Origin of the sequence: Micromonospora sp. NBC_01655, assembly GCF_026339755.1 — a bacterium.
Classification (GTDB): Bacteria; Actinomycetota; Actinomycetes; order Mycobacteriales; family Micromonosporaceae; genus Micromonospora.
The window spans coordinates 6,538,952-6,558,410 of record NZ_JAPEQF010000001.1 but is presented as its reverse complement, the minus strand read 5'-3'; the positions used below and the strand labels follow the sequence as shown (position 1 = coordinate 6,558,410).

18 protein-coding genes are annotated in these 19,459 nt (G+C 72.3%); 10 read left to right on the top strand and 8 right to left on the bottom strand.

Features of this window, described 5'->3' with window-relative positions; genetic code table 11:
- Positions 1-156: 156 nt before the first annotated feature.
- From OOK41_RS28870 to OOK41_RS28860, 3 genes are all read left to right on the top strand, one after another.
- The gene (locus tag OOK41_RS28870) at positions 157-306 is read left to right on the top strand and encodes a thiocillin/thiostrepton family thiazolyl peptide (protein ID WP_117665676.1); all 150 of its coding nucleotides are present in this window, start codon (positions 157-159) and stop codon (positions 304-306) included.
- 162 nt (positions 307-468) lie between these two features.
- Positions 469-1,707 (top strand): coproporphyrinogen-III oxidase family protein, encoded by a 1,239-nt coding sequence (locus OOK41_RS28865; protein WP_266267392.1) that lies wholly within the window; start codon positions 469-471, stop codon positions 1,705-1,707.
- Positions 1,704-2,813, top strand: a complete 1,110-nt coding sequence (locus tag OOK41_RS28860; RefSeq protein ID WP_266267391.1) for a hypothetical protein — start codon at positions 1,704-1,706, stop codon at positions 2,811-2,813. Before OOK41_RS28865 ends, OOK41_RS28860 begins: the two co-directional genes overlap by 4 nt.
- A 54-nt stretch (positions 2,814-2,867) precedes the next feature.
- On the opposite strand, the gene OOK41_RS28855 is transcribed toward OOK41_RS28860, so the two are convergent.
- Positions 2,868-3,311, bottom strand: coding sequence for a hypothetical protein (locus OOK41_RS28855; RefSeq protein ID WP_207892613.1), 444 nt, complete (start codon positions 3,309-3,311; stop codon positions 2,868-2,870).
- Positions 3,312-3,949: 638 nt separating this feature from the next.
- Between OOK41_RS28855 and OOK41_RS28850 the strand changes: the two genes are divergently transcribed.
- Positions 3,950-5,116 (top strand): cytochrome P450, encoded by a 1,167-nt coding sequence (locus OOK41_RS28850; RefSeq protein WP_266267390.1) that lies wholly within the window; start codon positions 3,950-3,952, stop codon positions 5,114-5,116.
- 90 nt (positions 5,117-5,206) lie between these two features.
- Here the strand turns inward: OOK41_RS28850 and OOK41_RS28845 are convergent, their stop codons facing one another.
- The 5 genes from OOK41_RS28845 to OOK41_RS28825 form a co-directional block, all read right to left on the bottom strand.
- Entirely contained in the window at positions 5,207-6,043 is an 837-nt protein-coding gene (locus OOK41_RS28845; RefSeq protein ID WP_266267389.1) for a TylF/MycF/NovP-related O-methyltransferase, read from the bottom strand.
- A gap of 37 nt (positions 6,044-6,080) precedes the next feature.
- A complete protein-coding gene (locus OOK41_RS28840) occupies positions 6,081-7,028 on the bottom strand; it encodes an NAD(P)-dependent oxidoreductase (protein WP_117665684.1) in 948 nt (315 codons plus the stop codon).
- Complete coding sequence (locus tag OOK41_RS28835) at positions 7,025-8,287, bottom strand: glycosyltransferase (RefSeq protein ID WP_266267388.1); 1,263 nt, start codon at positions 8,285-8,287, stop codon at positions 7,025-7,027. Before OOK41_RS28835 ends, OOK41_RS28840 begins: the two co-directional genes overlap by 4 nt.
- 1 nt (position 8,288) lies before the next feature.
- Complete coding sequence (locus OOK41_RS28830; RefSeq protein WP_266267387.1) at positions 8,289-9,116, bottom strand: class I SAM-dependent methyltransferase; 828 nt, start codon at positions 9,114-9,116, stop codon at positions 8,289-8,291.
- A gap of 430 nt (positions 9,117-9,546) precedes the next feature.
- Positions 9,547-10,206 carry a hypothetical protein gene (locus tag OOK41_RS28825; protein WP_266267386.1) on the bottom strand — a complete coding sequence of 220 codons (660 nt, stop codon included), beginning with the start codon at positions 10,204-10,206 and terminating at the stop codon, positions 9,547-9,549.
- 23 nt (positions 10,207-10,229) lie between these two features.
- Between OOK41_RS28825 and OOK41_RS28820 the strand changes: the two genes are divergently transcribed.
- Both OOK41_RS28820 and OOK41_RS28815 read left to right on the top strand, forming a co-directional pair.
- Positions 10,230-10,748 (top strand): acyl-CoA thioesterase, encoded by a 519-nt coding sequence (locus OOK41_RS28820; protein WP_117665692.1) that lies wholly within the window; start codon positions 10,230-10,232, stop codon positions 10,746-10,748.
- A 233-nt stretch (positions 10,749-10,981) separates the two neighbouring features.
- Positions 10,982-13,021 (top strand): acetoacetate--CoA ligase, encoded by a 2,040-nt coding sequence (locus OOK41_RS28815; protein WP_117665694.1) that lies wholly within the window; start codon positions 10,982-10,984, stop codon positions 13,019-13,021.
- Between the two features lie 106 nt (positions 13,022-13,127).
- On the opposite strand, the gene OOK41_RS28810 is transcribed toward OOK41_RS28815, so the two are convergent.
- Complete coding sequence (locus tag OOK41_RS28810) at positions 13,128-13,817, bottom strand: TIGR03089 family protein (protein ID WP_117665696.1); 690 nt, start codon at positions 13,815-13,817, stop codon at positions 13,128-13,130.
- Positions 13,818-13,969: 152 nt separating this feature from the next.
- Between OOK41_RS28810 and OOK41_RS28805 the strand changes: the two genes are divergently transcribed.
- Positions 13,970-15,115 (top strand): glycosyltransferase family 1 protein, encoded by a 1,146-nt coding sequence (locus OOK41_RS28805; protein ID WP_117665698.1) that lies wholly within the window; start codon positions 13,970-13,972, stop codon positions 15,113-15,115.
- 52 nt (positions 15,116-15,167) lie between these two features.
- A complete protein-coding gene (locus OOK41_RS28800; RefSeq protein ID WP_266267385.1) occupies positions 15,168-16,259 on the top strand; it encodes a mannose-1-phosphate guanylyltransferase in 1,092 nt (363 codons plus the stop codon).
- An 86-nt stretch (positions 16,260-16,345) separates the two neighbouring features.
- Here OOK41_RS28800 and OOK41_RS28795 read toward each other — a convergent pair whose 3' ends face one another.
- Positions 16,346-16,888, bottom strand: a complete 543-nt coding sequence (locus OOK41_RS28795) for an NUDIX hydrolase (protein ID WP_266268030.1) — start codon at positions 16,886-16,888, stop codon at positions 16,346-16,348.
- Positions 16,889-17,024: 136 nt separating this feature from the next.
- Between OOK41_RS28795 and OOK41_RS28790 the strand changes: the two genes are divergently transcribed.
- Both OOK41_RS28790 and OOK41_RS28785 read left to right on the top strand, forming a co-directional pair.
- On the top strand, positions 17,025-18,059 hold the full coding sequence (locus tag OOK41_RS28790) for a hypothetical protein (protein WP_117665700.1): 1,035 nt from the start codon (positions 17,025-17,027) through the stop codon (positions 18,057-18,059).
- Positions 18,060-18,337: 278 nt separating this feature from the next.
- Positions 18,338-19,333, top strand: a complete 996-nt coding sequence (locus OOK41_RS28785; RefSeq protein ID WP_266267384.1) for a winged helix-turn-helix domain-containing protein — start codon at positions 18,338-18,340, stop codon at positions 19,331-19,333.
- The last annotated feature ends 126 nt before the right edge of the window (positions 19,334-19,459 follow it).

Below are 19,459 nucleotides of genomic sequence, written 5' to 3'. Positions count from 1 at the left end.
TGTATGTTCGGAGAATAGCTCGCCTGTAGGGGTTTTGTAGCGAGCGTTTAATGCGTGGAAGACTGCTCGGATAGCCTTGACAACACCGCTGACTGCTCCATAGTTTCTTCGGTGTCGGGGGCCACGAGGTAACCGAATTGGAAAGAGGGTGGCGAAATGGAGAACGAGCTGCTGACGCTCGACATCGACGACCTGGAGATCTCGGAGTTCCTGGACGAGAGCCGGCTCGAGGACAGCGACGTCGTCGCGAAGGTCATGTCGGCGTCGTGCACCACGTGCGAGTGCAGCTGCAGCTGCTCCTCCTGACGACGCTGGCGCTCGATCCCGCGGGTCCGCTCGGCGACCGCCGATAGCCCGACATCGAGATAGCCCACCACGCCGGAACGTGCCCCGCGGCCAAGGGCCCCCGCCGCCGCGGGGCGCGTTCCGGATGTGCAGCCACGCGGGCGGCGCCCGAAAGGACGGCTCATGACTACCGCACCCATCGCCGACACCGAGCTCCACCTGCCGAGCAGCAGCGCGGAACAACGCGTACTCATGCTGTACGTGCATGTGCCGTTCTGTCACTCCCGCTGCACTTTCTGTGACTGGGTCCAGGCGATCCCCAACAAGGACCTGCTGCGCAAGCCCGGCGATTCGGTCCGAATGAACTACATCCGGGCGTTGTGCCAGGAGATCGAACACCGTGGCGCCGAGCTGGCCGGTGTCGACACCCTGCCGTACGTCGTCTACTGGGGCGGCGGCACGGCGAGCAGCCTCGACAACGACGAGGCCACGCAGGTCATGACCGCGCTGCGGAACTCGTTCGATTTGAGTACGGTCGCCGAGGCCACCATCGAGTGCAGCCCGGACACCGTGGACGAGGAGAAGCTCGCCTTCTTCCGTAGCCTCGGCTTCAACCGGGTCTCCAGCGGCGTCCAGTCCTTCGACGACGAGCGGCTCAAGCGGCTCGGTCGTCGGCACAGCGCCGCCCAGGCCAGCCGGCTCACCCACGCGGCCCGCGCCGTGGGGTTTGAGGACGTGTCGATCGACATCATGTCCGGCTTCCCGGACCAGAGCATGGACGAGCTACGGCACACGGTGGACAGGGCGCTGGAGCTGCCGATCAACCACCTGTCGCTCTACTCGTTCCGGCCCACGCCCGGCACCTTCATGCGCCGCAAGATGGATCCCGACGAGAAGCGCGGCTACGTGCGCGACCAGAAGCACCTGTTCACCGAAGCACGCCGACTGATCAACGCGGCCGGAATGAACGAGTACGCCTCCGGCTACTTCGGCAAGGTCTCGCCGTTCGCCGCGATGTACTTCCAGCTGCGCGCCGACACCGTCGGATTCGGGTCCGGGGCGATCTCGCTGGTGAACCAGCAGTTCCAGTCCCACCGTAAGGGTCTGCTGCACAGCTACGTCCAGGCGCCGACCAGCTTCGACATCTCCGGACCCGCCAGCCAGGACCGGGTGCTGGTCTCGTTCCTCCAGGCCGGTCTCGCGATGTTCGACGGAGTCCTGCGCGACGAGTGGCGCATCGCCACCGGCACCGAGCTCGACGAGGTGCTCACCCGTCCGGCCATCGCGCCGCTGTTCGAGTTTCTGCGGGGGCGGGGGCTCGTCTCCGACGAGCGGGGAATCCGACTGCCGGTGCGCAACGTCGGGGTGACCCTCATCGAGCTGGCGTTCGAGATGGCGATGTCCCAGCCGGAGCTTGAATGACTGATACCACTCGCCACTGGTGGGAGCTGGAGATCGTCCTACCCGCCGATCGGTGGTGCGCCTTCGTCGCCGACGTGGCGGGGCCGTTGCTGGACATGTGCGCGAGCACCGGTTCCCGGATCGGTAGCGCGCTGCTGGTCCGCGACGTCACCGCACAGGGGTCGCCGGCGATCTACGTGCAGGCGCTGGCGGTGAGCGGTTCCGAGCTGGCGGACGCCTACCGGATGGTGCTGCCGGCGTCGTACACGCCGGCGGTCGCCGGGGCCGTCACGGTCGATTCCCGGCTCCCGGGCGGGCCCACCGGCCCGATCGACTCCCCGGTGGCGTCCGTCGACACCGCCGTGGTGCGGCCCGCCCGACTGGTCCCGCTCGCCGGGCCGGTCTTCGGTGGCACCGCCCTGCCCGCGCTCACCCGCACCTTCCTGCACCGGGTCGGCCCGGCGCTGGTGCACCTGGCGCAGGAGGGCCGGGGCCAGCGCCGGTCGATGCTGGAGGCCGCCCTGCCCGTGATGGCGGCGCAGCTCAAGGCGCAGGGTCCGTCGGGCGCACCGGGCGCCGAGAATCTCGCCCTCAACGGCGTGCCGCTGGGCTTCTTGAGCTTCCGGTCCCACGCCGAGGCGTTCTTCGCGACCTGCCGGGACCCAGCGGCCACCCGCGCGGCGATGGACGGCCGATACCACGGCGCTCGGGCCGGTATCGACCGGACGGTCGCCGCAGTCTTCGAGGCGGCCGAGACCGGCTCGCTGCGAGACGGCCCCGCCGGGCTCTGGTACACGACAGCCTGTGCGGCGAAGGCGGAGTTCATCTCCGCGTTCCGCGCAGCGGAGTTGACGGTCTCGGCGCCGCCGGACCCGACCCGGCATGGCAACGACCTGGCGCACAGCCGGTTCCATCGCAAGGCGGGCGCGTCGACGACGCTGCAGGCGTACATCCAGGGTGATCCGGCGTTCCTCGCCGTACGCCTCTGCACCAGCCTGCTCTACCTCGGGCTGCACACCGCCGGTCTGACGCTGGCCGAGCGGTACTTCCTCTGCCACGTCATCGGTCGAGCCTGCGAATCGTTGAGCGGCACCGATGCCCTGTCGATCCTCGACAACCTCTCCTGAGGCGACCGAACAGCGGCGCGACGCCGGGCGAGCGCGTGACGTGGGCTCGGCGTCTCAGCCGCGCCGGGGGTGGACAGGGATGATCGAAGCGGCGCCCGGGTTGTGCTCCACCGGGCGGACGAAGGGCTCCGCCTCGGGCGCCTCGTAGGCCATCCCCACGCCGGCCACGAGCTTGCCGACGTCGCTGAGCCCCTCGGCAGCGGCCTCCACCCCGAAATACTGTCGGCTGGTGGGGAGATAGCCGATCAGCTCACCCACCCGGGAGGCCACCGGCGGAGCGCCGTAGGCGGCTTCCTTGTTGTCCCACAGGTAGACCGCCCCCCAGGTCTCGCCGTCCGGTCCGGTCGACGAGATCCAGACCTTCTGCCGCAGCCCGGGCACCCGCGAATAGGCGTCGACGGCGTAGTCGCGCAGGTAGGCCCGCAGCGAGGCCACCGTCTGCTCGGAGTGGGACAGGTCCCACAAGATTATGGAGCAGTAGAGGCTGTTGTCCTGCACGGCGTCCTCCCATAAGGCCGATAACCTGCCGACGAGTCTATCGGGAGACGATGGAGTCCGAAATGGTTTCGGGACGCGGCGCGCCGGACGGATGGTCGTTGCCGGGACGACGGCCCGGACAATGCCGGATAGGGGCGAGTGTGGTCGCTCAAGAGCCGGCCAAGGATGGCTAAAGAACGGCATTGTCCGTATCGACCTGCCGCCGCACCCTGGGCTCGTGCGTCAGCGAGGTCGTTGACGATTCCGCAGGTGGAACATCATGCCGGCGCACTTCGGAACCGCTTATCATGGTGATCCATCTCCGTCAACTTCACTTGTCTGCCTCTGGTCGTCCGGGATATTTTCCGAGCCGGACCGCGAATTCTTCACGCAGGACTCCGCAGCCTCTTCGTCGTCGAATACCGCCAGGCGCCGAGCCGATGGTCGGCGACATGACCCACCGTCGTTCACCACGCAGACAGGGACCGCGCATGACATCGCCGAACCATCCCGTTCACGAGGTCGCCGCCGAGAGCGTAAGCCCGGTTGACGGCCCGGACGCAGCGTCGGCCGGATCCACCGCCGCCCCGGCGCGCGCGGTCGCTGCGGCACCGGCATACCCGTTTCCCCCGGAGTGCCCCTTCCGGCTTCCTCCGGAGATGGCGCGCCTGCGCCGTACTGAACCGGTCGCCCGGGTCCAGCTCGCCAGCGGCGCACCCGCGTACCTGGTCACCAGCTATCGGCACGTCCGGATGGTGCTGAGCGACGAGCGATTCAGTCGGCGTCCGGTGCGGGCTCGCGCGGTCGCCGCATCAGGCGGTCGTCCGCCGGGCGGGAGCAGCGACGGGGCACCCCCCTCCGCGCCGGCTCCGGCGTTCGACTTCGGACTGTTCATCGCCGACCCGGCGGACCACGCCCGCTGGCGTAGCCGCACCAACCAGGTGCTCAACGTCCGGCAGGCCGAGGCCATGCGGATCCGGGTCGGCGAGCTCGTCGAGGAGCTGCTCGACGGATGCGAGGCGGCGCCCCGTCCGGTCGACCTGATGGACCGGTTCGCCTTCCGGCTGCCGCTGCGGGTGCTCCTCGCGCTCTTCGACGTGCCGGACGAGCTTCGCCCGGCGTTCGAGGCGTGGGCTCTGGCGATGCGGGGCGGTGGAGCGTCCATGGCCGCCTTCGGCGCGGCGATGGCCGGTCTGCACGGGGCAGCGGTCGAGCTGGTCCGCCGCAGGCGTGGACAGCTGGGCGAGGACCCGCTGTCGCAGCTGATCGGGCAGTCCGGTGACCTGTCCGACGAGGAACTCGTCTCGACGGTGATGCTGCTGACCATCGCCGGCTACGAGACCGTGGCGACGCAGCTCGGCAACGGGCTGCTGGCCCTGTTCCAGCACCCCACTGAGCTCGACCGGCTGCGCTCGGGTGGCGTCGCCGTCGACGCCGCCGTCGAGGAGATTCTCCGGTACGCCCAGGCCAGCACCGGATTCGCCGGTCTCCTCTACACCACGTGCGATGTGGCGCTCGATGACGTCGTGGTCCCCGCCGGCGCGGCGGTGTTCGTATCGTCCGACGCGGCCGGCCGGGACGAGCTGCGTCTGCCCGACCCGGAGCGGTTCGACCTGTCCCGGGGCGCGGCGAGCCACCACCTCGCGTTCGGCGTGGGGGCGCACTTCTGTCTTGGGGCACCGCTGGCCCGCGTCGAGTTGCAGGAGGCTCTCGCCCGGCTGATGGCCCGGTTCCCGGGCCTGAGGCTGATCCCGGCCGCGGCGGACGTCCCCATCGTCAGTAACCGGTTCAACCGGCTGCCCGCCGAGCTTCTGGTGACCTGGTGAGCTGGTGAGCTGGTGACCGGGGCCACGGTCGGTGGCCCCGGTCGGTCCAGGGAGACCAGGTGGCCTGGGTGCCGCGGTACGGCGACGGGGTCAGGAGCCCTTGCGCCAGTACACCCCGCACCGGTCGATGGTGACCAGGTCCGGGGTCTGCTCACCGGCGGCCTTCAGGTAGTCGTGCACGGCCAGCCGGCACTCCTCAAGGAAGTGGTAGTCGTCCACGATGACGTAACCGCCGGGCGAGACCCTGGGGTACAGGTGCTCCAGGGTCGCGTACGTGGACGCGTAGAGGTCGTTGTCGACCCGCAGGATCGCCAGCCGTCGCACCGGGGCGGTGGGCAGGGTCTCGGCGAGCCAGCCGGGCAGTAGCCGCACCTGCTCGTCGAGGAGTCCGTAGCGGCGGAAGTTCTCCCGTACCTCCTCCTCGGAGCCGCCCTTGAGGAACCGCGCCTTCATCTCCTCCGCCGCCTGCCGCTGCTCCTCGCGCTGCTCGCCGGCCAACTCCGGATAGACGTCACTCATCTGGTACCGCGCCTCGGCGGGGGGTTGCGGAAATCCCTGGAACGAGTCAGCCAGCCACACCGAGCGGTCGGTGACCCCATACGCCTTGAGCACGCCTCGCAGGAAGATCATCGCGCCACCGCGACCCACCCCGGCCTCCAGGAAGTCGCCGGGGACCTCATCGCGGAGCACCGTCTCGGTCAGCTCCCGGAGGTTGTCCAGCCGCGCGAACCCGACCATGGTGTGGGCCTGGCTGGGGCAGTCAAGACCGGCGACCCGGGCCTCGGGGTCGAACTCGGCCTGCGGCACCCACGGTGGCGAGATCGGCGGGTCCTGGTAGATCGTGTTGGTCACGCAACGCTTGAGCAGGTCCAGGTACAGCTGCCCAGCGCTGCCGTCCTGCCCGTCTGGTGCTCTCAGTCCTGTCACGGTCGTTGTGCCCTTCCTGGTGGCCCGGATCGGTTTGTCAGACGCCTCGACGCAGGCCGTTCGGCGCGGTCCAGTGCTCGCCCTCGGTCTTGATGAACCAGTCGACGGTCTCGGCGAGGCCGTCGGCCAGCCCACGCAGGGAGGCGGGCTCGATGCCTATGGAGCGCAGGGTTCCCGCGTCGGCCCGGACCGGCGTCGCCGGGTCCTCGCCGGGACGCATGGGCAGGTCGACGATGGGCACCCTGCTGAAGCCCCGTTCGGCCACGAGGTCGATGACCGTCTCCGCCGCGTGCCGGATGTTGGTCGACTCCGTGGGGCCCACCTCGAGCACGTCGACGATCCGGCCGGCCGCGGCGGCTTCCAGGGCCGAGACCAGGCTCCGTGCCACGTCCCCGACCCAGACCATGTCCGAGATCTGGTATCCGCCGCCGTACAGCTCCACCGGCATGCCCGACAACGCCCGGCACACCGTAGCCGGCGTGATCTTGCGGACCTTGCTCGGCCCGAACGGCGCCGCGGCGAGCTGGCGCGGACCGTAGGCGTTGACCACCCGCACGCAGTTGACCCGCGTACCGCGCTCGGCGTTGTACATCCGCACGAACCGCTCGACCGTGGTCTTGGTGATCGAGTAGCAGTTGTTCATCGTGTGGTTGCCCACGCAGATATAGACGCCAGGCAGGTTGTACTGCGCGACCGCCTCGAGGAAGTTCAGCCCGCCGAACGTGTTGGTCTCCGCCGCCGGCCTCGGATTGTGGATCGTCTCCTGGGTGCCGAGGACAGCCGCCAGATGGATGATGGCGTCGCAGTGCGCGGCGAGCTCGACCATCGCGGTCGCGTCGCGGACGTCACCGAGCATCACCTCCCACGGCGGTGCCTGTGCCCGCCGCTGACGGTCGAAGGTGACCGGCTCGTGCCCTCGCTGTGCCAGCTCCTCGCACACGTAGGTGCCGATGAAGCCGCTTCCTCCGGTTACGCCGACCTTCATGAAAGTCCCTCCCGCACTCGACGGCTGACGATGCTCGGTCCGACTCTGGCTGGGCGGCCAGAGCTGGTGACGAAGGCCAGCAGGTCGTCCGCCATCCGCTCCAGGGGCGGCAGGGCGTCCATGCGGCATCGCATGTCCTGGGCGCGACCGCGGTAGCCGGGGTCGCCCAGGACGGTGGAGACGGCCGTCCGCACCGCCGCCGCGGAGACCGAGGCGACGTCCAGCTCGACCGCGACCCCCAGGCTCGCCAGGCGGGCGGCGCTGGCCGGGTGATCCCCGAACAGGGGCAGGGCGATCATGGGCACGCCCTCGCTGAACGCCTCCCGTACCCCGTTGAACCCGGCATGGGTGATGAACAGGTCGCAGAAGCGCAGCAGGGCCCGTTGCGGTACGAACGACCGCAGGTGGACGTTGGCGGCCCGCGCTCCTTCCCACTGGTCCGGGTCGTAGTCCGACCCGATCGCCACCACACCCGTCACCGGCAGTTCGCCCAGGGCTTCGATGACCGCGTTCAACACGGTGGCGGCCCGGGGGTCGAAGCGTGGGGCGTTCATCCCCAGACTCGCCAGCACGAGGGGGCGGTCGCCCGGGTGCTCGGAGAGGTCGACGGCGAGTTCCCGGTCCGCGCGCACGTCCAGAGAGGACGGGCGATAGTGGTGCGCGCCGCTCCACCGCAGTTCCTCAGGATAGAAGATCTCGGGGACCAGACCTATCCGGAAGGGGCGTACAGAATGCCAGGGATCGTGCACCGCCGGCAGGTCGAACTCGGCCCGCAGCCGGTTGAGTTCCTCCAGCGCTCCGGGCTGGGCGCACGGTGACAACGGGGCGATGTCGACGGTTCCGCAGGGAACGTCGACAACTTCGGCCGCCACGTATCCGCCGAGTTCGGTGGAGTCGCGCAGTACGCAGTCGGGTCCCCACGCCCTGAGGGCGTCCACGATGTCCGCCGCCTGTCGGCTCGTCCTGGGGGTGATGAAGGGATGTGCCCGTCGCCCCGGTGGCCCGCCGGCGGGCGGGGGCCCCGGGCGTGCCGTCGGCGCGACCGCACCGCCCGCGGCCGCTCGGGCGGCCACCATCTCTTCCATGGACATCAGGCTGGCCACGGGCAGGGCAGTGAAACCCGCCTGCTCGACGTGGTCGGCCACGCTGGGGCCCGACACCACGGCGACCTCGTGACCGGCGAGCCGGGCGACGCGCGCCGCCGACAGGACGCCCACCAGGTGACTGGGGTTCGGGTGACTCGTGAATGCGACGCGCACGTCAGAAACCCACCATCTGCGGCGCGCCGGCACCGCCGCCGGAGTAGACCTTCGAGTACACCGCCCGCAGGCTGGCGGAGTACTTCTGCCAGGCACCCGCGGTCATCGTGATGTTGCTGACCGGGTGTCGGCCGAGCAGGACGGAGCCCTTGACGTCGAGATCGGCGCGGTCGGCGACCGCAGCCGTGACCTCCTCGCCCGTCAGGCCCGAAGGATCCCAGGTGGCGTAGAACTTGCCCTTGCTGAAGGCCAGGGGGATCAGATCGCCGGTCAGGTACTGCTCCCAGAGCGCCATGGCGACACCCGGGATGTGTGCGCTCGACCAGTCATCCACCACCACGACGCCGCCGGGGCCGAGGAGTCGTCTCGCGGTCTCGATGTCGGCGCGCGTCGCCTCGTACGTGTGCGCCCCGTCGATGTGCACGAGGCGGCAGGACCCGGCCGGCACGACATCGCCCAGGTCGGCCGAGGGCCGGGCGTGCACGGTCGGCAGCCGATCATGGAAACGCAGGTAGTTCTTTTCGAAGTCCCCCCGCTGTAGGCCCGGATAGAAAGCGGCGTTCTCGCGGTGGTTCTCCTCGCTGACCGAGGCGTCGGAATCAAACAGGTCGCAGGCGATCAGCGTCTCTCCGGGGCGTGGGAAGAATCCCAGCAGAATCGCGCTCTTTCCTTTGTAGACGCCTATCTCGAGAATGTCGCCGTCGTAACCCCGACCCACCTGGACGTCGTTGATCACACAGAGGAGTTGGGCGTCCGTCGGGTACAGCCAGCCCTGCACGTCGTCGTTGGCCGGATCGCCGATGAACTCCAGATATTCGGTCACGCTCATGTCAGGCACCGATTCCCGTCGCGACGACATTCCATCTGAACTGACGCGGTACGCCCGGTCGTTTATCGCAGGACCGGGGAGCAGAAAGAACCGGAATTGCCTTCCGCATGAGGGCGAAGTCTAAAAACGGGATTGCCGCCTGTCAACCGCCGACTGTCAATATGCGACTCGCTCTGAAGCTCATTTTGAGCGGCGTTTTAACGGTGCTGTGTTCGCTTCGTTCCGCCCCCGTCGCCGCGACCCCGTGCTCGCAGGTCAGTGCCCTGCCGGGCGGGTTCGGCGGCCCCCGACCAGCCCCGGGCGCCGTCCTCGCCCCGGGGGCCACCGCCCCTCGTCCCCTCTACTGCGGGCGGGCGGGCCGGTCGTCCGGCCCGCCCGCATCGTCACGGATCCCGTCGTCAGCCGTCGCGTGGCGCGTACGGCCGGACCGTCACCGGATCTCGGTCGTGTCCTCCTCCGGCCGGTTGGTGCCGTGCGGCGGCGCCGACCACGGTGACTTCCCGCCGGTGCGGCGCGGCAGCGGCTCGGCCGGCGTCGGGTCCGGGTAGCCGAGGCTCGGCGGGGCCGAGTCCCGGTCGGCCGCGCCGGCCGGCGGCCAGTCGGTCAGCGTGAAGTCGTTGCGGTCCGGCCCCTCGGCGGGCACCGGCGTCGCCTCGACCACCGGTCGGGGCCACCGCCGCCAGCGCTGCCCGCTGAAGGTGGCCACGACCAGCAGCAGGCCGATCAGGAAGAGCGTGCCGTTCTCCACCGGAACGTGCAGCGGCAGGGGGTCGCCGAAGACCTTCCAGCCGTCCGGGATGCGGTCGCGCACCTGGAAGGGCGCGACGAACATCCCCACGTACGGGGCGGCGAGCAGCAGCCCGGCCACGAGCGGGCCGAGCGGCGAGACGCGCAGGGCGCCCAGCAGGCCGAGCAGGATGCCGGCGGCGGCCAGGTAGACGGCCGGCTCGATCAGGTTGGCCGTGTTGAACGTGCCGATCTCCACCCACCGGGTGGTCGTGCGGCTCGACCCGTCCTGTCCGAGGGCGACCAGCACCCAGGTGACGGGTGCCACCACCAACCCGGCGAGGAAGCTCCACAGATGTCGCATCCGCGCACCGTACCGTCTCCCGCATGACAGATCATCCCTCCGCCGCGCCGCAGGGCAAGCCCACCTCGTACTCCCGTGTCACGCTCAGCCGGATCATGACGGCGGTCGATGTCAATCTGTACGGGACCGTGCACGGAGGGGTGTTGATGAAGTTCGTCGACGACGTGGCGGGCGCGGCGGCGGCCCGGCACAGCGGCGGCACGGCGGTGACGGCCGCGATCGATGAGATCGTCTTCTCCGAGGCGGTCCGGGTGGGCGACCTGGTGCACGCACACGCCCAGGTCAACTGGACCGGGCAGACGTCGATGGAGGTGGGCGTCCGGGTGGTCGCCGAGCGCTGGGACTCGGCCGAGGACGAGCCGGTCCGGGTCGCCACCGCGTACCTGGTCTTCGTGGGGGTGGACGTGGGCGGCACGCCCCGCCCGGTCCGCCCGGTGCTGCCGCAGACCCCGGAGGACGAGCGCCGCTACCGGGAGGCGGAGATCCGCCGCGCCCACCGGCTCGCGAAGCGCCGCGCCATCCAGGCGCACCGCGCGGGCTGACCCGCCCCGCCCCGCCGCGCCGGGCCCGGCCGCGCCGGGCCGGGCCGGCGTGCCGTGCCGTCGGTCGCCGGGCCCGCGTGGGGCCCGGCCCACACCGGACGCGGGGGCGGGGTGTGGGCCGGGCACGCCCCGGCACCGGAACCCGGCGTGGACAATGGCGCTGCGAGGTAGGGCAAGATGGCGCCAGGGACCATGTCACAGGGTGGTGCGGGGCCCCGGAGGAGGGTGGAGCAGTGGGTGACGTGCTGTGGACGCCGCCGGCGGACGTGCGCGAGCGCTCCCGGATCGGCGACTACCTGCGCTGGTTGGCCGAGCACCGCGGGCTGGAGTTCGCCGACTACGACGCGCTGTGGCGGTGGTCGGTCACCGACCTCGACGCGTTCTGGCGCTCCGTCTGGGAGCACTTCGACGTCGTCGCGCACACCCCGCCCACGGCCACGCTGACCGACCCGGTGATGCCCGGCACCCGCTGGTTCCCCGGGGCCACCCTCAACTACGCCGAGAACGTGCTGCGGATGCCCGGGCTTGGCGACGACGACCCGGTGGTGATCGCCCACGGGCAGACCCGCGCGCCGGAGACCCTGACGGCGGCCGAGCTGCGCGACCGGGTCCGCCGGGTGGCGGCCGGGCTGCGCCGCCTCGGCGTCGGCCCCGGCGACCGGGTGGCCGCGTACGCGCCGAACATCCCCGAGACGTACGTGCTGCTGCTGGCCACCGCCAGCCTCGGCGCGGTCTTCTCCTCCTGTGCCCCCGAGTTCGGCACCCGCAGCGTCGTCGACCGGTGGCGGCAGATCGAGCCGAGGGTGCTCGTCGCCGTCGACGGCTACCGGTACGGCGACAAGCCCGTCGACCGGCGTGCCGAGGTGGCCGCCATCCGGGCCGCCCTGCCGTCGCTGGAGCACACCGTCGGCATCGCGTACCTCGACCCGGCCGGCGCCGGCGGCCACAATTCGGCCTCCGCGCCGCTAGGCGGCGCTCCCGACCGAATGGAGGCCGCGCCCGAGGGCGTGATCTCCTGGGCCGAGCTGGCCGCGCCGACCGACGAGCCGCTGGCCTTCGCCCCGGTGCCGTTCGACCACCCGCTGTACGTGCTCTACTCCTCCGGCACCACCGGGCTGCCCAAGCCGATCGTGCACGGCCACGGGGGCATCCTGCTGGAGCACCTGAAGATGCTCGCCCTGCACCACGACCTGGGCCCCGGCGACCGGTTCCTGTGGTTCACCACCACCGGCTGGATGATGTGGAACTTCCTGGTGTCGGGGCCGGCGGTGGGCGCGGCGATCGTGCTGTTCGACGGCAACCCCGGCCACCCCGACCTGGGCGGGCTGTGGCGGCTGGCCGAGGAGACCGGCACCACGTACTTCGGCACCTCCGCGCCGTTCCTGCTGGCCTGCCGCAAGGCCGGCCTGGTGCCGAGGGAGATCGCCGACCTGTCCGCGTTGCGCGGGGTCGGCTCGACCGGCGCGCCGCTGCCCGCCGAGGGCTTCACCTGGGTGTACGCCGCCGTCGGCGACGCGCTCCAGCTCCAGTCCCTCTCCGGCGGCACGGACGTGTGCACCGGCTTCGTCGGCGGGGTGCCGCTGCTGCCGGTGCACGCCGGGGAGATCACCTGCCGGGCCCTCGGGGCGAAGGTGGAGGCCCGCTCCGCCGACGGCACTCCGGTCGTCGGCGAGCTGGGCGAGCTGGTGATCACCGCGCCGATGCCGAGCATGCCGGTCGGGTTCTGGAACGACCCGGACGGCGCCCGCTACCGGGAGGCGTACTTCGACGTCTACCCCGGGGTGTGGCGGCACGGCGACTGGATCACGATCAACGACCGGGGCGGCTGCGTGATCACCGGCCGCTCCGACGCCACCCTCAACCGGGGCGGCGTCCGGCTCGGCACCGCCGAGTTCTACTCCGTCGTGGAGGGCCTGGACGAGGTCGTCGAATCGGTGGTGGTGCACCTGGAGGACGACGAGGGCGGCGCCGGGGAACTGCTGCTGTTCGTGGTGCTGGCCGAGGGCCTCGACCTGGACGACGACCTGCGGAAGAAGATCTGCCGCGAGCTGCGCACCGCCCTCTCGCCGCGGCACGTCCCCGACGAGATCCACCAGGTGCGGGCCGTCCCGCGCACCCTGTCGGCGAAGAAGCTGGAGGTCCCGGTGAAGAAGATCCTCACCGGCACCCCGGTCGACAACGCGGCGGCCAGGGGCGCCCTGGCCAACCCGGAGTCCCTGACGGCCTTCGCCGTCTTCGCCCAACGCCGCACGCCCACCAACTCTCCCACCTGACCCACCTGACCCACCTGACCCACCCGACCCCATCGATCATGCAGTCGTGACGCCCCGCGAGACCGGCGTATGCCGCCTTCCGCCCAGCAGCACCGGATGATGGGCGTCAGGCCAGGGTCAGGGTGACCTTCTCCGTGCTCGTGCGGGCGGGTACGCGGGCGGGGTCGAGGTTGCCGCAGAGGACGATGGTGGCGCCGGCCGTCAGCGGGGCCAGCAGCCAGTCGACCGGGTCGGGGTGGGTGGCGGCGTCCAGCAGGACCCGGCCACCCCGGGCGATGCCCAGCTCCGTTGCCCGGCTGGCCGCGAGGGCGAGCAGCTCCGCGTCCTGCGGCCCACCCTTCGGGTACGGGGTGAAGTGGTCGCCGTGTGCCCGGACGGCGAGCACGTAGTCGGCGAAGCCGGCGGGCACCTCCCGCAGCGGCAGGGCGAACGGGGCGAGCGCGAGCGCGTACCGTTCGCCGGCCGGCCAGGCGTCCGCCTCGGCGACCCGGTCGACGGCGGCGAAGAGCACCTCGGCCGGGCCCGGGCCGTCGGCCACGGTCAGCCCCACCGACCAGCAGCCGAGCAGCACGGCGGCGGTCTGCCAGTGTGGCGGCAGCAGCACCGCGGCCGACTCGCCCGGCCCGGTGCCGATCTCGTCGACGAGCAGGTTGGCCGTCTTGGCCACCCAGTTGGCCAGCGTCGCGCCGGACAGTTCGGTGCGCTCGCCGGTGGTGTCGTCGTACCAGGTCAGCAGGGGGCGGGCGGGGTCCGGGTCGATCGCGTCGGCGAACACCCGGGCAATGTTGTCGGCCATCGGCGCGAACGATACGCCCCCCGCGCCCCGTGCTCGTTGACAACGACAAGTCGGCGTACCGTCGGGTCGCAGTCAGCGCTCGGGGCTGGCTCCGGCGTAGGCTTGCCCGGAGTGTTGTTCCCCACAGATCTGCCACTTCAAGGAGTCGCCCCGTGACCGCCGGTCGCCCGCCCCGCGTACTCATCGACGCCACGAGTGTCCCCGCCGACCGTGGCGGCGTCGGTCGATACGTCGACGGCCTGCTCGGCGCCCTCGGCAAGGTGTGCGGCCAGGGGGTCGACCTGGCCGTGGTCAGCCTCCGCACCGACCTGGAGCGCTACACCCGGATGCTGCCCGGCGCGGAGATCGTCGCCGCCCCGGCCGCGGTGGCGCACCGGCCGGCCCGGCTCGCCTGGGAGCAGACCGGCCTGCCCCTGCTGGCCCAGCAGATCGGCGCGCAGGTGCTGCACTCGCCGTTCTACACGTGCCCGCTGCGGGCGGGCTGCCCGGTCACGGTGACCGTGCACGACGCGACGTTCTTCACCGAACCGGAGCACTACGACAAGTCCCGCCGGACGTTCTTCCGCAGCGCGATCAAGACCTCGCTGCGCCGCGCCGCCCGGGTGATCGTGCCGAGCAAGGCCACCCGGGACGAGCTGATCCGGCTGCTCGACGCCGACCCGACCCGGATCGACGTCGCCTACCACGGAGTCGACCACGCCGCCTTCCACGCCCCGGGCGACGAGGAGAAGGCCCGGGTCCGGGCCCGGCTGGGGCTCGGCGACAGCAGCTACGTCGCCTTCCTCGGGGCGAAGGAGCCGCGCAAGAACGTCCCCAACCTGATCCGCGGCTGGGCCCAGGCGGTGGCCGACCGGGCCGACCCGCCGGCCCTGGTGATCGCGGGCGGCCAGGGGCACGACGACGACATCGACCGGGCGGTCGCCGAGGTCCCGTCGCACCTGCGGCTGCTCCGCCCGGGCTACCTCCGCTACGCCGACCTGCCCGGCTTCCTCGGCGGCGCGCTGGTCGCCGCCTACCCGTCGTACGGCGAGGGCTTCGGCCTGCCGATCCTGGAGGCGATGGCCTGCGCCGCCCCGGTGCTGACCACCCCGCGGCTGTCGCTGCCGGAGGTCGGCGGCGACGCCGTCGCCTACACCAGCGAGGACCCGGCCCAGATCGCCACCGACCTGGCCGCCCTGCTGGACGACGAGCAGCGCCGGTTGTCGCTGGCCAAGGCCGGTTTCGACCGGGCCAAGGAGTTCACCTGGGAGTCCAGCGCCGAGGTGCACATCGCGGCGTGGAGCCGGGCCCGCGCCTGAGGGTTCGGCCGACGGTGCGTCCGTAGCGTGCCGGTTCGGGCATGATGTGCTGATGCTCTACGCCGTCATCCCGGCGGGTGGCAGCGGCACGAGGTTGTGGCCGTTGTCCCGTGCGGGCCATCCCAAGTTCCTCCACCCGCTCACCGGTACCCCCGCGTCCCTGCTCCAGGCGACCGTGGACCGGTTGGCGCCGCTGACCGCCCCGGAGCGCACCCTGGTGGTCACCGGAGCCGCGCACGTCGCGGCGGTGGCGCGTCAGCTTGCCGGCCTGCCCGAGGAGAACATCCTCGTCGAGCCCTCGCCCCGGGACTCCTGCGCGGCGATCTCCCTCGCCGCGGCCGTGATCGCGCTGCGCGAGCCGGACGCGGTGATGGGTTCCTTCGCCGCCGACCACCTGATCCGGGACGCCGACGCGTGGGTGGCCACGGTCCGCGAGGCGGTGCGCGGCGCCGAGCAGGGGCTGCTGATGACGGTGGGGATCACCCCCACCCGGGCCGAGACCGGGTACGGCTACCTGCACACCGGCGACCAGGTCGGGGACGGGCCGCTGCGGCCGGTGCGGGAGTTCAAGGAGAAGCCGGCCGCCGAGGTGGCGGAGGCGTACCTGCGCTCGGGGCACCACCTGTGGAACGCCAGCATGTTCGTCTGGCGGGTCGACGTGTTCCTGGCCGAGCTGGCCCGGCAGCAGCCGGCGCTGCACGCCGGGATCACCGCGATCGCCGCCGCCTGGGGCACCCCGGAGCAGGACGACGTCCTCGGCACGGTCTGGCCGACCCTGCCGAAGATCTCCGTCGACTACGCGGTGATGGAGGGCGCGGCGACCGCCGGCCGGGTGGCGACGGTCCCCGGCGACTTCGGCTGGAACGACGTCGGCGACTTCCACACCCTCGGCGACGTGCTCCCGGCCGACCCGGCCGGCAACGTGGTGCTCGGCGTGGACGCCAAGCCGGGCGTGCTGCTGCGCGACACCACCGCGACGGTGCTGGTCCCGCAGTCCGGCCGGCTGGTGGCCGTGCTCGGCGTGCACGACCTGATCGTGGTCGACACCCCGGACGCGGTGCTGGTCTGCCCCCGCGACCGCGCCCAGGACGTCAAGGCCCTCGTCGACGAGCTGAAGGACCGGGGCGAGGAGAACTACGTCTGACCCGTCCGACCCGGGCGGCGGCCGGCCCGCCGCCCGGGGTGTCCCCCGCAGGGTCGACCTGCCCCCGGGACCGGGTGCGCCCCGGGTCAGCCGGCGCGGCGGCGCAGGGCGGCCAGGGCGGGGACGACGAGCCGGGCGGTGCCGCCGGCCAACGGCTCGGGCAGCCGGTCCGGGGGGAACCAGCCGAGCGCCTCGGACTCGTCGCTGACCCGCTCCGTCGCGCCCGGCGGGGCGAAGACCGCGAACCGCACGTCGTGGTGCAGCGAGCCGCCCTGGCAGGCCACCGGGTGGATGTCCACGTCGATCGGGACCGGGTCGACGACCAGGCCGGCGATCCCGGACTCCTCGCCCGCCTCGCGCAGCGCGGCCCCGGCCAGCGTCCGGTCGCCGGGCTCGCAGTGCCCGCCGAGCTGCACCCACCGGTGGAACTTGCCGTGCAGGCAGAGCAGGATCCGTTCGCCGGTGGCGTCGAGGACCAGCGCGCTCGCGGTGACGTGGCCGGCCCGGTGCTCCCGGCCCAGCGCCGCAGGCCCGCCGGCCAGCAGGTCGAGGGTGCGGTCCCGGGCCCGGCCGGCCGCCGCGCCGGTCGGCGTCCACCCGGCCAGCACGGCCGTCGCGTCGGCGTGCAGGGCCGCGTACGCCCCGCCGGCCGGCGCGCTGTCCGGAGGGGACTTCTGCTCTGCCGGAGGCGTCACCAGGAGGTCCTTCCTTGCGTCTGGCACGGTGACACTCTAGGCGCGTGCGTCCGATCCGTACCCTTGCCCCGTGACCCTGCGACTCGTCGAGTTCGTCGTCGCCGGCAACGAGGCCAGCGACCTGCTGCCGGTGCGTTCCCCGGCCCTGCTCGCCGCCCACCGCGCCCGGCGCGGCTTCTGGACCGTCCTCGACGAGGGGCCGGTCGAGCGCTGCCTGGCCCTGCTGCTCGAACACGAGGACGGCGGATGGGCCGCCCACCACGTGGCCGCCGACGCCGGCGAAGAGAACGGTCGCACCGAGGACGGCGAGGCGCTGGCCCACCACGACGGCTGGGTGTACGTCTTCGGCTCCCACTTCGGCTCGAAGGGCGGCCCGCTGCGCCCGCGCCGGGCGTTCGTGGCCCGGTTCCGCGAGGCCGACGCCGCCGGCGGCCGGCTGCCGGTGCGGGTGGTGCGCAACCGGTTCCGGCTGCACCGCGCGGTCAACGACGCGCTGGCCGGGGCCGAACTGGCCACCCTGCCGCCCGGGGAGCGGGTCCGGGACCGGTTCATCGTCGAGACGGTCGCCCGGGGCACCGCCCGGGCCAAGAGCTGGGTGACCCGGCTCGCCGCGGGGGACCTGCCGATCAACGTGGAGGCCGCCGCGTTCACCCCCGACGGCACCGCGCTGCTCGGGCTGCGCTTCCCGGTCACCGCCGACGGGGACCCGATCCTGGTCGAGGTGGCCGGCGTGCCGGAGATGTTCGACGCGGGCGGCTGGCCGCGCGCCCTCGGGGCGTACGCGGTGACCGGGGTGACCCCGCCGGGGGCACTGGCCGGCTTCCGGGCGGTGACCCCGCTGCCCGACGGCGGCTACGCCGCGATCGTCGGCTCGATCGACGCGCTCGGCAAGGGCTCGGTGCTGCTGGACGACCACCCGCAGGGCGGGCACGTCACCTCGCGGCACGTCCGGTTCCGGCTGGAGAAGGCGGCGGGGCACCTGCTCCCGGCCGAGCTGGTGGCCGACCTGGCCCCGTTCCATCACGTTGAGGGGCTGGCCGAGGAGCACGGCCACTGCTGGTACGTCACGGACGAGGACCACCGGATCGCGCTCTGGATCGGCTGATCGCCCCGCCCGGGTGAGCGGCCGGGTGGCACCCCTGCGGAACAAGGGCCGCAGACCCTCGTGGTGCCGCCCGGCCGCCGGATCCTCCCCGGCCCCGGTGTCCCGGGCCGGCGTCGACGACGGATCGGCCCGTTGCGGAGCAAGCAGAGCATGCCGAAGTCGGGCCCGGGCCGTCGAGGTTTTTCAGTCCACGCTTAAAAGTGGAGATAAATGCCGTCCGGGTACAGTGCGAACGGTCAGCGGGCCAGCCCGCTGTGCACCGGCAGGGGAGCGCTCCAATGCTGAAGATCTACTTTTCCCCCGACGACATCCTCCGCACCCGGGTCGCCCCGGGTGCGGACCCGCTCTGGGAACTGATCCTCAGCGTGCACGTGCTCCAGGTGCGCAGTCGGGACCCGCTGACCTCGGGCTGGCGCCGCGGCGTCTCCCGGGAGCTGCGCCGGCACGTCGGCAAGGAGCAGCTCCGGCTGCTGTTCACGCTGAACCCCGGCCAGGGCTACTTCCCCGACTTCCTCACCCCGCACGACAGCGTCCAGGGCCTGGAGGCGGGGCTGGACGCGGTGCGGAGCACGCCCGTCCCGCTGCTGCACCGGGACCTCACCCGGCTGGTCGCGGGGCACCCCCTGCCACCCTCGGCGGCGGCGCTGGCCCGGGGCGAGCCCGAGCTGCTGCGCCAGCTGACCGACTCGATGGAGCAGTACGGGGCACTCGCGCTCAGCCCGTACTGGCCGCACATCCAGGCCGCCGTGGAGGCGGACCGGGCGCGGCGGGCCCGGGCCCTGCTGGACCGGGGCGTCGAGGGGCTGCTGGCCAGCCTCCGCCCGATGGCCCGGTGGGAGTCGGGGGTGCTGGAGATCCACGGCTACCCGGACAGCCGGGAGCTGCACCTGGACGGCCGGGGCCTGCTGCTGGTGCCGTCGTTCTTCTGCGCCAGCACCCCGGTGGCGCTGCTCGACCCGGCGCTGCCGCCGGTGCTGGTCTACCCGGTGGACCGGCTGGGCGGGCTGGCCCACACCGCCGGCGCGGGCGGCGCGACCGGCAGCGGCAGGGAGGCGCTGGCCGCCCTGCTCGGCCGGACCCGGGCGGCGGTGCTGGAGGCCACCGACGAGGGGTGCACCACCGGCGAGGTGGCCCGCCGCCTGCGCATCTCCCCGGCCGCGGCGAGCCAGCACGCCACCGTGTTACGCAACGCCGGCCTGCTGGTCAGCCACCGGGACCGCAACACGGTGCTGCACACCCTCACCCCGCTGGGCCGCGCCATCCTCGACGCCTGAGCGGACCGCCGCCCGTCATCGGGCGCGGCCCGTGCTCCAGCGGGCGCGGCCCATGCTCAAACGGCAGCCCGCCCGTGCCCCAGCGGGCGCGGAATGGTGGCCGCTGACGGGTGTGCCGGCCGTGCC